General features: G+C 74.4%; 11 protein-coding genes. 7 read left to right on the top strand and 4 right to left on the bottom strand.

Features of this window, described 5'->3' with window-relative positions; genetic code table 11:
* The first annotated feature begins 56 nt into the window (after positions 1-56).
* Together ACN9MS_RS04630 and ACN9MS_RS04625 are read left to right on the top strand one after the other, a co-directional pair.
* Complete coding sequence (locus ACN9MS_RS04630) at positions 57-581, top strand: TetR/AcrR family transcriptional regulator (protein ID WP_426310932.1); 525 nt, start codon at positions 57-59, stop codon at positions 579-581.
* Positions 582-644: 63 nt separating this feature from the next.
* The gene (locus ACN9MS_RS04625) at positions 645-1,337 is read left to right on the top strand and encodes an NAD(P)H-dependent oxidoreductase (protein ID WP_426310931.1); all 693 of its coding nucleotides are present in this window, start codon (positions 645-647) and stop codon (positions 1,335-1,337) included.
* Here ACN9MS_RS04625 and ACN9MS_RS04620 read toward each other — a convergent pair.
* Genes ACN9MS_RS04620 through ACN9MS_RS04605 form a run of 4 tightly spaced genes read right to left on the bottom strand, consistent with a single transcriptional unit; the run spans position 1,322 to position 5,875 of the window.
* A complete protein-coding gene (locus ACN9MS_RS04620; RefSeq protein WP_426310930.1) occupies positions 1,322-2,149 on the bottom strand; it encodes an SDR family NAD(P)-dependent oxidoreductase in 828 nt (275 codons plus the stop codon). The two genes, ACN9MS_RS04625 and ACN9MS_RS04620, sit on opposite strands and share 16 nt — an antisense overlap.
* A 20-nt stretch (positions 2,150-2,169) precedes the next feature.
* Complete coding sequence (locus ACN9MS_RS04615; RefSeq protein ID WP_426310929.1) at positions 2,170-3,453, bottom strand: enolase C-terminal domain-like protein; 1,284 nt, start codon at positions 3,451-3,453, stop codon at positions 2,170-2,172.
* On the bottom strand, positions 3,450-4,247 hold the full coding sequence (locus tag ACN9MS_RS04610; protein ID WP_426310928.1) for an SDR family NAD(P)-dependent oxidoreductase: 798 nt from the start codon (positions 4,245-4,247) through the stop codon (positions 3,450-3,452). The genes ACN9MS_RS04615 and ACN9MS_RS04610 overlap by 4 nt, the downstream gene beginning before the upstream one ends.
* Positions 4,244-5,875 (bottom strand): hypothetical protein, encoded by a 1,632-nt coding sequence (locus ACN9MS_RS04605; RefSeq protein WP_426310927.1) that lies wholly within the window; start codon positions 5,873-5,875, stop codon positions 4,244-4,246. The genes ACN9MS_RS04610 and ACN9MS_RS04605 overlap by 4 nt, the downstream gene beginning before the upstream one ends.
* A 148-nt stretch (positions 5,876-6,023) precedes the next feature.
* Here ACN9MS_RS04605 and ACN9MS_RS04600 point away from each other — a divergent pair, with 148 nt between their 5' ends.
* From ACN9MS_RS04600 to ACN9MS_RS04580, 5 genes are all read left to right on the top strand, one after another.
* Positions 6,024-6,710, top strand: a complete 687-nt coding sequence (locus ACN9MS_RS04600; protein WP_426310926.1) for a GntR family transcriptional regulator — start codon at positions 6,024-6,026, stop codon at positions 6,708-6,710.
* A 71-nt stretch (positions 6,711-6,781) separates the two neighbouring features.
* Complete coding sequence (locus ACN9MS_RS04595; protein ID WP_426310925.1) at positions 6,782-7,384, top strand: HEAT repeat domain-containing protein; 603 nt, start codon at positions 6,782-6,784, stop codon at positions 7,382-7,384.
* 167 nt (positions 7,385-7,551) lie between these two features.
* Complete coding sequence (locus ACN9MS_RS04590) at positions 7,552-8,616, top strand: GNAT family N-acetyltransferase (protein ID WP_426310924.1); 1,065 nt, start codon at positions 7,552-7,554, stop codon at positions 8,614-8,616.
* 321 nt (positions 8,617-8,937) lie between these two features.
* Positions 8,938-11,202, top strand: coding sequence for a peptidase C14 (locus ACN9MS_RS04585; RefSeq protein ID WP_426310923.1), 2,265 nt, complete (start codon positions 8,938-8,940; stop codon positions 11,200-11,202).
* Between the two features lie 90 nt (positions 11,203-11,292).
* Entirely contained in the window at positions 11,293-13,512 is a 2,220-nt protein-coding gene (locus ACN9MS_RS04580) for a peptidase C14 (RefSeq protein WP_426310922.1), read from the top strand.
* Positions 13,513-13,713: the final 201 nt, after the last annotated feature.

The raw sequence follows: 13,713 nt of genomic DNA, 5'->3' as shown, positions 1-13,713 counted from the left end.
CGCGCGCCACTCGTCGACGGGTCGCGGATGTAAAACGATCGTTGTACGTTGGAGCGATGAGCACGACGCGGGCGAGCATCGTCCTGAGCTCCGAGCAGGTCTTCGACCGGCACGGCTTCGCCGCGACGGGGATGGACCGGCTCACGCAGGAGGCGGGCGTCTCCTCCCGGACGCTCTACAAGCACCTCGGGAGCAAGGATGGCCTCGTCGCGGCGGTCCTGAGCGCCCGGGCCGAGAGGTTCTTCGCGGCGTTCGACGTCCGAGGCGTGGACGCGCTGTTCTCGACCCTCGCGGCGTGGACGGCCTCGGAGGGCGCCCGCGGCTGCCTGTTCCTGCGCGCCCTGGCCGAGACGGGCGGGGACGTCTCCGGAGTCGTCACGGCCGTCGCGGACTACCGCGACCGGCTCGTCGCCCTCGTCCGGCGGGCCGTCGTCGACGACCTCGGCCGCGAGGACGAGCCGCTCGCCGAGCAGGTCCTCGTGCTCTTCGAAGGCGCCGTCTCGGCCGCGTCCTACCGCGGTGCCGGGGCGGTCGTCGCGGCGCGCGCTGCCGCGACGACGCTCGTGCGCCTCGCCGGCTGACCGGCTGACCGGCATGGCGACGGGCGCACCGCCCGCACCCCCGAGAGAGAGGTGGATGTACCCATGACCTCACGACTCCTGACCGTCTTCGCCCACCCGGTCGCCGACTCCTACCCGGCAGCCGTCATGGAGGCGTTCCATGAGCCGTTCCGTGCCGCCGGGCACGACGTCGACGTCCTCGACCTGCACCAGGAGGGGTTCGACCCCCGCTTCACGCCGGAGGACCACGCCCACTTCTGGGGCGGGCCGGTGCCACCGGAGATCGCCGACATGCACGCACGGGTCGAGGCGGCGGACCGGCTCGCGTTCGTCTTCCCCGTGTACTGGTGGGGGATGCCCGCCCTCATGAAGGGCTGGATCGAGCGCGTCTTCACGGGCGGCTGGGCCTACCAGTACGGGAGCGGGGTCCAGGACCGCGGTCGGGAGCCGCTGAGCTCGCTCCTGCGCAGCGTCCCGACCGCCGTGCTCGGCGTGGGCGGGTCCACCCGGCGGACCTACGAGAAGTACGGGTACGACGACGCCATGCGCACCCAGATCGACGTGGGCACGTTCGCGTACTGCGGCCTGGACGACGTGGAGAGCCACCTCGTCTACGACGTCGAGGGCGACCACAACGCGCCGAACCGCGACGCGGGGCTTCGCCGCGCACGCGAGATCGGTGTCTCCTTCGCCGCACCCGACCGGACCCCGCGCCGCGCGAAGGACGAGCACCTGGGCCGACGCGGCGTCCTGGCCGCAGGTCAGGCGAGGCCGTAGCGCGCGTCGAGGTCGGGGTCGTGGGGCGGGTTGCCGAACGACGCGGTCCACGCTCCGTCGGCGGCGATCGACTGGCCGGACACGTAGCCCGCCTCGTCGGACAGCAGGAACGCGACGAGCGCGGCGACCTCCGCGGACTCGGCGATGCGCCCGAGCGGCGGTCCCTCCGCGAGCGCGCGCTCCTCGGCGGCGGGGTCGGCGGCGCGCGCGATCTGCGCGTCGAGGTGCGGGGTGCGCACCCCGCCCGGCGCGACGGTGTTGGCACGGATCCCGTACCGCCCGTACGTCACGGCGACGGACCGTGCGAGCGCGTCGATGCCGCCCTTGGTCAGCTCGTAGGCGGCGTGGTCGGCGAACGCCGCGCGCCCATGGATCGAGCCGATGTTGACGATCGACCCGCCGCTCACCTGGTCCGTGAACGCCTCGACCGCGGCGGCGCAGCCCCACAGGTAGCCGAGGCCGTTGATCTCGACGACGTCGCGCGCGTCCTGCTCGACCTGCGCCGCACGCTCCGGGTCGGCGAGCGCGTGCAGCGGCGTGCGGACGGTGATGCCCGCGTTGTTGACCCACCCCGCCAGCGGGGCGAGCTCGCGCGCGGCACGGGCGGCCTCGCGATGCGTCTCGCGGTCGCGCGAGTCACCCAGGACGACGGCGGCGCACACGCCCTCCTCGACCGTCCCCGAGCCGGGGGTGCGCTCCAGCCCGACGACGGTCCACCCGTCGGCGGTGAGGCGCGCGGCTACCGCGCGGCCGATGCCCTTGCCGCTGCCGGTGACGACGACGCTGCGGTGCCTGTTCAGGTGCCTGCTCACGGGGCCTGCCGCGGGTCCGGTCACGAGGGTGCCTCCAGGTCGAAGCGGTCGGGGTCGAGCGTGAAGCCCAGGCCGGGGGCGTCGGGCGGGGTCGCGTGACCGCCGTCGAACACCGGACCGCCGCGCACGAGCAGCGGTGCGGGGTCGTACGGGTTGCCCGCGGGCGAGCGGTCGAACGTCTCGACGCCGATGCCCGCCGCCCCGCCCAGGTGCGCGCTGACCTCGGGATACACGTGACTGGAGACCACCATGCCGCGCGCGGCCCACGCGCGCACGAGCGGGTCGGCGACCGTGATGCCGCCGATCGCGACGACGTCGACGCGCGGCACGTCGAGCGCGCCCAGCATCGCCAGGTGCGCGAACACCTCGGGGTCGGTCACCTCGTCGCCGACCGAGAGCGGCAGCCCGGACGCGTCGCGCACGCGCGCGGCGCCGACCGCGTCCTCGGGGAGCAGCGGGTCCTCGAGCCACGCGAGCGCGGGCTCGGCGTCGCCGGGCTGTCCCGCCGCCCCTGTGACACCCCACGCGTCGAGGTCCGCGAGCGCCTCGTCCGCGTCGCGCCAGCCGAAGCCCACGTCGACGACGACGCCGCTGCGCCCCGCGACGGTCGGCCGGCCCGTGACGTCGGGCAGCTCGGCGCGCAGGATCGCGAGCAGGTCGCGCATGAGCGCCCGGTCGGGCGAGCGCGAGATCTTCAGCAGCGGCCACCCCGAGCGCGCGTGCGCGAGCACCTCGTCCGCGACGTCGCGCGCGGTGCGGCCCGGCGTCGGGTACGCGGCGACGAGGATCGCGGGCCGCGGCGCGGGGACCCTTCCGGGCGACGCCTCCCGGTCCTCCGCCGCCCCCGGGCGCACGGCCCCGGAGAGGTCCGCCCCGTCGTCGAGCAGGGACCACACGGGGCGACCGGCGAGCCGGCCCGCGAGGTCCCACAGCGCGACGTCGACCAGGCCGATCGCGCGCCGCACGAGGCCGACGCGGCCGACGATCGCGGACCCGCGCAGGGCCGCGTCCCACGCGGCGCCGACGCTCTCTCGCGCGGTGACACCGTCGGACGCCACGACCTCGCGGCCCACGACGTGCGGAGCGACGAGCCGGTCCACGAGCTCGGCCATGGGCGCCTCGCGGGTGAGCGCGTACGACTCCCCCGCGACGGTGCGGCCGTCGTCCGTCTCGGCGACGACGCGCACGCCGACGTACTCGCGGCGCTCGACCGTCATCGCGCCGAGGCGCAGCGGCTGCGGCAGCGGGACGACCGTCGTCGCGGTGCGGACGGCGACGACGCGCGCGGCGGGCCCCACGCTCACTCCGGCTTCTTGGCGAGCGGCACGCCGTAGTCGACGAGGAAGCCGCCGTCGACGTAGACGGTCTGGCCGACCATGTACGCGGCCTGGTCGGACACGAGCCAGCTGACCGCGTTGCCGATCTCCTCCGGCTGGGCGAGCCGGCGTGCGGGGATGCGCGCGAGGATCGTCTCCTCCGAGAGCGTGCCCTGCGCGACGCCCTGGCGGAACACGCCGGTGTCGATGTAGCCCGGCGCGACGGCGTTCACCCGCACGCCGCGCGCGGCCCACTCGGCGCCCGCGGTCGCGGTGAGCCCGATGACGGCGGCCTTGGTCGTGGAGTACGGCGCGCGCCCCGCGGACCCACGGGCCGAGACGGACGAGATGTTGACGACGGCTCCCCGCCCCGCGGCGAGCATGTGGCGTCCCGCGGCCTGGAGGCACGCGAAGACCCCGTGCAGGTTGACGTCCACGACGGCCGACCACTCGTCCCACGTGAGGTCCTCGAGCGCGCGGTGGCGCTGGATGCCCGCGTTGTTGACGAGCGCGTCGATCCCGCCGAACGCGGCGGCGAGGTCGTCGAACGCGGCGCGCACGGCGGCGTGGTCGGTCACGTCGAGCGGGGCCCACACGAGCCCGGGACCGTCGGGCACGGCGTGGAGGTCGAGCGCGGGCAGGTCGTGCTGCACGACGTCCGCGCACACGACGCGGAACCCGTCGGCCGCGAGGCGCTCGGCGACGGCGCGGCCGATGCCGGCCGCTCCCCCGGTGACGACGGCGAGCGGGACGCGCGGGGCGTCGGGGGCGGGGCTGGTCACTGGTCCTCCTCGGGGACGGGACGGGTCGGGGTCGCGGGTGCGGCGTGCGGTGGCGCGACCGCGCCGGGGGGCCAGGCCGCGATGCCGGCGAGCACGTCGTCGACAACGGCGCACGCGTGCCGCTCCAGGCGCTCGAGCGAGCCGGGCGCGAGCGGCGACTGCCACGCCTGGTAGGCGCCGACGTCGTACGCCTCGCGCGTGGGCAGGTAGACGAAGCCGGGGCCGTTGGTGAGGTTGGCGACGACGACGGGCCGCGCCCCGGCGTGGGCGCGCACCGTGCGCTGAAGCCGTGAGTACGCCTCGCCGGGGTGCGCGACGAGCAGCGCCTCGCCCACGCGCCACACCCACGTGGGGTGCGGCACGGTCGGTCCGGTGACGTAGCCGTCGCGCAGGTTGCGGGCGCGGCGCAGACGCTCCTCGCGCGAGCGGGGGTCGATGCCTGCCCACTCGGCCTCGAGCTCGTCCCACGTCGGGAGGTCGCGCAGGTCGAGCGTGACGGGCTCCTCGACGGCGGCGAGCGTGCGGGCGTCGGGACGGGCTCCGCTGTCGCTGCCGGGGAGCGCGGCCGACGGCGCGGGCTCCCAGACCGCGAGCGGCGCGCCGGACTCGACGACGTGGGTCAGCTCGAGCTCCGTGCCCGGCGGCGGGAGCTCGGCGAGCGCGGCGAGCACCGCGTGGCCGAGGGACGTGCCGTGCCGGTCCGCGACCGCGGTGTCGCCCGTGTACTGCTCGCGCGGGGCGAGCTCGCCCGACGCGCCCTGGAGGAACGCGACGGGGGCGCCGGTCTCGCGCTCGACGAGGTCGCGCATCGCGCCCACGTAGTCGGGCGAGACGAGCCGGTTCTGCCACGCGAGCGTCGTCGGGTGGCACGCATAGTTGACGATGGTCGCGAGGGTGACGGGCTCGCCCGGGTGCGCGACGCCGTCGGGCCGCGCCTCCCCGGCAGCGGGCGCCGGGCGCGCCGTGAAGCGCCCGACGACGACCGTGTCGTCCGCGGGGTCGGCGCCGGGCGACCGCGGGGTGCCGGCGTCGGGGTTGAAGCCGACGAGCGGGCGGGGCGGCGAGCCTTCCGTCGCCCCGGCCGCGCCCGCGGTGCAGCCGTCGAGCAGCGCCTCGCGGTTGGACGCGAGGCCGCAGCGGCCGGTGGTCCACTCGAGGGTCGCGGGCCGCAGCGCAGCGACCGCCTCTGCCACGGCGTCGGCTGCGGCGCGCGCGAGGTCGCGCAGGTACTCGACGCCGCGGGCACCGCCCGGGAGATCGGCGTCGCCCGAGCACAGGACCGGCCCGGCATGGGTGTGGGAGAGCGAGACGAGCAGGCGCTCGACCGGCAGGCCGGTCGCCTCGAGGACGGTCGTGCGCAGCGTCGCCTCGTCGTCGACCCGGCGCCACCACGTGCCGTCGACCGTCACGATCACGAGCGGGTCGGCGGCCTCGTCAGCGGAGGTTCGCTCCTCCGCGAGCGCGACCGCCGTGAGCGTCATGGCGCGGTGCGCGCCCTCGGACACGTCCCAGTCGGCCGGGCCCCAGTTGCGCGCCCGGATGCCCGGGTCGGGCGTCACGTCGCGGACGGCGACGCCCGCCAGGCCGACGAACGCGGGGACGGGGGCCCGCGTGTGCAGGGCGACCATCGCACCTCCTCTGGGCTCGGGAGTGCCGATGCTATAGCATGTTGCTCGGTCGATACGTCCGACCAGGGACGGCGCCGTGGCCGCTATCCTTCGGGCGTCGACCGACGACGATCCGAGCCCGCCGCCCCCACGACACCACGGAGAAGCCATGGCGCTCAAGAGCGTGCCGGACCAGAACGTCGCCGACCGGGTGACGGTCGAGCTGCGCGAGGCCATCTTCAGCGGCGACCTCGCGCCGGGCGAGCGGCTCGTCGAGCGCAAGCTCGCGGAACGCCTCGGCACGAGCCACATCCCCGTCCGCGAGGCGCTCACGCGGCTCACGCAGGAGGGCCTCGTCGAGCGGCTCCCGCACCGCGGCGCGCGGGTCGCCGCCCTCACGAGCCGGGACCTCGAGGAGATCTCGAGCCTGCGCACGCTGCTGGAGCAGTTCGCCGTCGTGCGGGTCCAGGACGCGTGGGACCCCGCCAAGGAGGCTCGGCTGCGCAAGACCGTGCAGCAGATGGTCCAGGCGGCGGAGAAGGGCAGCAACGCGCGCGTCTTCGAGCTCGACCGGCGCTTCCACGAGCAGCTCTGGGAGATGGCCGACCACCGCATGCTCATGACGCTCAACGCCCAGCTCCGCAGCCGCATCACCGGGTTCCTGCGCGCCGCGAACGCCGCGCTCGAGCCCGAGGCGCGCGTCGCGCACGCCCGCACCCACGAGCTCATCGTCGACGCCATCGCGGGCGGCGACCCGGAGGCGGCGCAGCGCGTCATGGCCGAGCACATCGGCGAGGCCGCGGCCCGCCTCGCGAGCCACACCGAGAACGAGGCGGAGCCCGCCGTCGGGGCCTGACCGTTCGCCTCGCACGTCCAGGCCTGCCAATGCTCTGGCCGGGACGAGCCCGACCCGCATACGGTCGCGCGATGGACATCGTGCGTGCCGCCGAGACGTTCGCCTCCTGGGCGCAGACGCATCCGCAGGACTTCGGCGAGTGGGAGACGGACTACGAGGAGTGGCCCGCGACGTACGCCTGCGCCCGTGACCTCGTCGGCGAACGCCCTTTCACGCGATGGAGCGACGTAGAGAAGGCCTCCTTCCTCTACCTCCTCGCGCGCGACAACGAGGTCGAGGACCTGGCAGACCTGCTCTCCGAGCACCCGGCGACGCTGGCCGGCATCGCCGAGCAGGTGTGCGCCGCGCCGGAGTCCGCGGAGCCCGACGCACGGTGGCAGATCGCGGCCTATCTTCCCGCCGTCGGGCCTGACGCGACGCCGCTGCTCCTGACGCTCTTCGCCGACGACGACGAGTACGTCCGGCGTCGCGCGCTGCTCTCCCTCGGCGAGCTCGGCGTACCGGCTGCGGAGGGGTGTGCCGTCGCCGCCTGGGAGTCCGGCCTCGAGTACCAGCGGATCGCCGCGCTGCACGTCCTGCACCAGATCGGATCACTCGAGTTCGAGAAGTACGCGAAGCTCGCGGCGGGCGACCCGCGCTCGTTCGTCCGCCAGGCAGCCCGGCGGCTCGCCTGATCTCCGGCGAGACCACAGTCCTGGGTGGCGGCAGCGCCGCCACCCAGGAGGGTCGCACGTGCCCAGCCCGGCCCGCGCGATCCGTCGCGTCGCACGCCGACGGTCGTCCCGCGACCCTACTTTTGCTATAGCATCTCGTCAACACCGGCTCGCGACCCTGGACGGCCATGCACCTGCGCACCGCCACGCCCGACGACGTCCCCTCGCTCTACGCGCTGTGGGACCGCGCGTTCGACGCGCCGCTCATGGTGCCGGTCTACGAGACCGACGACGGTCGGCTCGACCGCACGCACGTCGCACTCGACCCGCTCGACGGCCGAGTGGTGGGCTCGGTGTACTGGACGCCGCGCGAGCTCGGCGGGCCGGACGGCGACACGCTCCGGGCTGGCGGCGTCGCCAACGTCGCAACCGCCCCCGAGGCGCGGGGCCGGGGCCTCGTCCGCGCGCTGCTCGCGCGTGCGGTCGAGCAGATGGAGCGGGACGGCGCGGACGTCGCGCTGCTGTTCACCGGCACGCCTGACGTCTACCGGTCGAGCGGGTTCGAGACGTTCGACGTGCCGCTCCTGCGCGGCGCGCCGCGTCCTGTCGACGATCCGGACACCGCGGTATCCGATCCCGCGGACGACGCGCTCGCGGCGAGCGCTCCGGGGCCGGGCACGGAGGGCGACGCTCCCGTGCAGGTCCGCACCGACCGGCTGCCGGGCGTCCCGTGGCCCGCCTGGTCCGCCGCGTTCGGGTGGGAGCAGCTCGCCGGGCTGCACGGCGCGTTCGACGTCGTGCCCGGCGGCCCGCGACCTCTCGCCACCCGGCGCACCGCCGAGCACTGGGAGCGCCGCATCCCGCTCTGGTACTCCGGTGCCGAGGTGTTCACCGCGCGGGCTGCCGACGGGGAGGTCGTGGGCTACCTCGCCCTCGAACCCGGGCCGGGCGTCCTGAAGGTCCGCGAGCTCGGCGTCGACCTGACGGCGGAGCGCGCCGGCGAGGTCGTCGACGCCCTCGCGCGCACGACGCTCCACCGGGCGCGCCACCACGACTCCCCCGTCGTGGAGGTTCGCCTGCCCGCGCACGCACTCACCGACCGCTTCGTCGCCGCGACGCTCGACGCACCCGTCGCCGACACCGATACGACCGGGATGCTCCGACCCGTCCGGGCGGGTTCCGACGCCGTCGACCGGCTCCGCGACACCGCCGCAGCCGGGGTGGGCTTCCACTGGCCCGGCGACTACGTCTAGGCCGATCACGGGTCGCCGAGAGCGCACCGTTGGTTCAGGCATTGCCCCTTGCTATGGCATATGTCGATGGCTGGCAACCAGCCTGACCTGCAATGACGCATTCAAGTCCGTTCTTGACGATGCCATAGCATTTGGCTACTCTCCGAGAGTCCGGTTCACCGTCGCAACGACGCGCACGAACCCGCTGACCTCGACCCAGCACCGGAACCGCACGACCCCCGCAGCACCGCTCCCCCGGAACACCCCGCAGCCCCGGGCCGCCGGAGCCTTCGCGTCGCCCGCCCGCACGGCGTCCTCCCGACGTCCCGAAGGGTGCCCGAGTTGTCCACTCCCCGATCCCAGACCCACCCCACGTCCCCGCCGCTCGGCCAACCCGAGCCGGCGATCGACGCCCCGCCCCCGTCGCGGCGCTCCCTGCTGCGCGTGGCCGGCATCGCCTCCCTCGCCGTGGGCGCCGTCGCCCTCGGCACCGGCAGCGCCCACGCGGCACCCCTCGCCGGAACGCTCCCCACGGGCAAGAACGACAAGCCCGACGCCGAGGTCCTCGTCGCCGCCACCGCCGCCGAGCTCACCGGCTGGAAGGCCAAGAAGCTCGACGACGGCACCGTCGCCCAGCTCCTCGGCCACGCCACCCCCGGCGACGGCGCCGCCCGCCTCGTGCGCTACGACGCCAAGTCCACCGCGACCCCGAACGGCGGCACCGTCCTCGCCCCGAGCGACGCCAAGACCACGGGCCGCTGGCACACCCTGCACACCGGCACCGGAGACTTCCGCTGGTTCGGCCTCCTCGGCCCCGACAACCCCGCCGACGACGCGCTCGACGCCCTCGTCGACGACCTCAGCATCACGCGCATCGAGGCCCGAACCGACCTCAACTTCACCCGCCGCCACACCTTCACGCGCTCGAACCTCGAGCTCGACTTCGGCGGGCACACGGTCACGAGCGAGGGCATCGAGCGCAACGCGCACGACAACCCGTTCGGCGCGGTCCTGTTCTTCCAGGGGCGCGTGACCGAGGAGACGCAGCAGCGCACGCTCGCTGCGAAGCTCCCCGACCTCGCCGACGTCTTCGAGGTCGCGGACGCGGGCGCGTTCGCCGTCGGGCAGTGGTGGGCGCTGCGCTCGGACGAGCGCCCCGGGGGCGGTGGGGACGAGCGCGAGCTCCAGCGCCTCGTCCAGGTCACGCAGGTGCTCGACGCGACGCACGTGCGCGTGGACTACAAGAACGGCTGGGAGCTGCCCGCCGGACGCGTGCTCACCTGGACGCGCGTCGAGCCCGTCGAGCAGGTGCACGTGCGCGCGATGACGTTCCACGGGTCCGGACCCTTCGACGGGCCGACGAACGGCGAGCTGCCCGACGACCGGGAGATGACTGGCTCGCACCCCGTCGCGTTCGAGTACGCGGTGCGGTGCGACGTGTCGGACGTGCACGGGCACCGCACCTGGTGGCCCGTCATCATGCGGCGCTGGAACACCCACTTCGTCACCGAGCGGTGCTCGGTCGCCAACCCGCCGACCGTCTTCTACGGCGGCGCCGGCTACCTCACGCAGCAGATCTACTGCCTGTACGGGCGGGTCTCCGACTGCACGAGCCACAACGCGCGGCACCTCAACGACCTCACGGCGTCGGCGTACTGCCTCGTCGAGAACTGCCACGGCGACGGCGACGACCAGGGCGGCAACCCGTTCACGACCCACGGGCAGTACGAGCACGACCTCGTGTTCGTCGGCAACAGCGGACTCATGGACATCGCCAACTCGGGCGGCCAGTGGGGCACCGCGGCCAAGCGCATCACGGTCAAGCACCACACGTGCTCGTGGTTCGTCGCGGGCACCAAGATCACCGACCTCACGCTCGAGGACGTGCACGTCGTCGCCCGCTCGACCTTCGACCCGCAGGCGACGCTCACGATCAACGCCGACGGCGCGCAGGTGCGCGGCTGCACGGCCGGCTTCTTCGCCGTCGGGCAGCGGTCGTCGCTGTCGCGGCGCCCGACGGTCGTCGAGGACTGCGCGTTCGCGCTGCCGGCGGGCTCGGTACTGCACCAGACGCCGGTGACGAACCCCGTGCACTTCGTCCGCACCCGGATCACGGGCGTGGACGGCACGATCCTGCGCGGCGCCGGCCCCGTGACCTTCACCGACTGCGAGCTCGTCGGCGGCACCGACGACGCGCCGGCCGCCCCGATCGACCTCGGCTCCGCGGACGTCACCGTCACGGGCGGGTCGTGGCGGGGCGTGGGCGTGCGGCTCAGCGGCGCGCGCGACCAGCGGCTCGTGCTCGACGGCGTCCGGGCCGCGGGCACGACGACGGCCGGCGCGCTCGTCTCACGTGGCACCGGCGCGGGCGCCGTCGACGTCGCGCTCAGCGGCGCGGACCTCAGTGCGCCTGCCGGCACCGCGCACGTCGCGCTCCGGGCGGGCGACCGCTACGCCGCGACCGGGTCGCGGTTCACGGGCGGTCGCCTCGACCTGCCCGACGGCGTGCGCGTCCTCCATGCCCGCAACGTCGAGACAGGCGTCGACCGCACCGGTCTGCCGACCTCGGGTGACGGCGTGCTCGTCGACGCGAACCTCACCACCTGACCCGTCCGGGCGACCCGCCCCGGCTCAGAACCTCTTCCCCGACACCCCCGACACCCGCGCCGTCGCGCACGGGCCGACGAAAGGACACCCATGACCCTCGACACCACGACCGAGCCGACGGCGGCCGCCCCGGGCGAGGCCGCCCAGCCGCCGTCGCGGCGCAATCTGCTGCGCGTCGCCGGGATCGCGTCCCTCGCCGCGGGCGCCGTCGCCCTCGGCACCGGCAGCGCCCACGCAGCGCCCCTCGCCGGCGCACCGCTCGCGGCGAAGAAGGACGACAAGCCCGACGCCGAGGTCCTCGTCGCCGCCACCGTCGCCGAGCTCACCGGCTGGAAGGCCAAGAAGCTCGACGACGGCACGGTCGCCCAGCTCCTCGGCCACGCGACCCCGGGCGACGGCGCCGCGCGCCTCGTGCGCTACGACGCGAAGTCCACCGCCGCCCCCAACGACGGCACGGTCCTCGCCCCCGCCGACGCCAAGACCACGGGCCGCTGGCACACCCTGCACACCGGCACCGCCGACTTCCGCTGGTTCGGCCTCTTCGGCCCGGAGAACGCCGCGGACGACGCCCTCGACGCCCTCGTCGACGACCCCAGCGTCAGCCGCATCGAAGCCCACTCCGACCTCAACTTCACCCGCCGCCACACGTTCACGCGCTCGAACCTCGAGCTCGACTTCGGCAACCACCTCATGACCACCGAGGGCATCGAGGACGCCGGGCAGGACGACCCGTTCGCGGCCGTGCTGTTCTTCCGCGGCACGGTAACGGACGACGTCCGGACGAACACCCTCACGGCGACGATGCCGGAGCTGCGCGACGACTACGAGGTGGCGGACTCCTCGACGTTCGAGGTGGGCCAGTGGTACGCGGTCGAGGTCAACGCGCTCGCCGGCCGGTGGGAGCGCGAGCTCCAGCGCCTCGTGCAGATCACGCAGGTCGTCGACGCGACGCACGTGCGCGTCAACTACAAGGCGGGCTGGTCGCTCGCGAAGGGCCGGACGCTCACGTGGACGCGCGTCGAGCCCGTCGAGCAGGTGCACGTGCGCAACCTCGCGTTCCGCGGCCGGCCCGACGGCGACCAGTACACCGGCTCGCACCCGATCGCCTACGAGTACGCGGTGCGCTGCGACGTGGAGAACGTGCACGGCGTCGCGACGTTCTGGCCGCTCGTCATGCGCCGGTGGAGCACGTTCTTCCGCACGGCGGGCTGCTCGCTGACCAACCCGGCGTCGGTCACGTGGGGCGGCGCGGGCTACCTGACGCAGCAGATCTACTGCAACTACGGGCACGTGGTGGACTGCCACACGACCAACGCGCGGCACCTCAACGACTGGACCGCGTCGTCGTACGGGCTCGTGGAGAACTGCCACGGCGACGGCGACGACCAGGGCCCGTTCGTCACGCACGGGCAGTACGAGCACGACCTCACGTACGTGGGGAACTCGGGCCTCATGACGTTCGCCAACTCGGGCGCGGCCTGGGGCGGCGCGGCCAAGCGCATCACGGTGACGCGGCACGTGTGCTCGTGGTTCGTCGCGCGCGTCAAGGTCACCGACCTCACGCTCGAGGACGTCCAAGTCATCCGCAAGGACGGCCTCGCGGGCTCCGGGATGCTGTGGGTCAACGCCGACGGCGTGCAGCTCCGCGGCTGCCAGGCCGACGACACCCTGATCATCTCGCAGGCCTCGGCGCTGTCGAAGCGGCCCAACGTCATCGAGGGGTCGCGCTTCGCGGTGCTGCCGGACACCGCGATCACCCAGGCGAACGTCACGAACCCGGTGCACCTCGTGCGCACGACCCTGAACGGGCTGAAGAACGCCTCGTTCGCCGGGAAGGGACACGTCGTGCTGGACGCGTGCACGCTCGAGGCGGCCGAGGGCGAGGGCACCCTCACGGCCAGCGGCGACCTCACGGTGCGCGGCGGCGTCGTGCGCAACGTCGCGGTCGTCGCGGCGGGCGCCGCGGAGCAGACGATCCGGCTCGACGGCGGGGCCCGGCTCGAGGGGAAGCCTGCGGGCGGCGGCTTCCTGCGCCGGGCGAAGGCGGACAAGCCGGTCACCTGGGCGCTCGACGGCGCCCGGAGCACCGCGCCGTCGGGTGACACTGGACACGTGAACCTAGACGCCGGTATCAACAAGTGGACCGCCACGGGCTCGACCTTCGCGGGCGGGACCCTCGCGCTGGCGCCGTCCGCGCTGGGCGGCGAGTCGTACGTCCTGCACAGCGGCAACGTCGAGCAGGGCGTGACGCGCACGGCCTTCCCCGAGGACGGCGACCGCGTCGTCACGACGGGCAACCTCGTCGTCTGACACCAGCCCGACGGCACCACCCGCCGAGCCCGGGATCGCTCCCCAGGACGACCACGCCCTGGGGAGCGATCCCGGGTTCGGCAGTCGGCGGGAGCCGCGGCGCGAAGGTCACAACTCCGCATCGCGTCGCCGGCGAGTTAACACGAGCGCCGATCTGGCGTAACATCGGCATGGCAGGCTTGCTATAGCAAATAGCAAACA

This window comes from Cellulosimicrobium sp. E-16 (genome assembly GCF_049913115.1).
Classification (GTDB): domain Bacteria; phylum Actinomycetota; class Actinomycetes; order Actinomycetales; family Cellulomonadaceae; genus Cellulosimicrobium.
The sequence above is the reverse complement of the archived record's forward strand: the minus strand, read 5'-3'. Positions and strand labels throughout refer to the sequence as shown.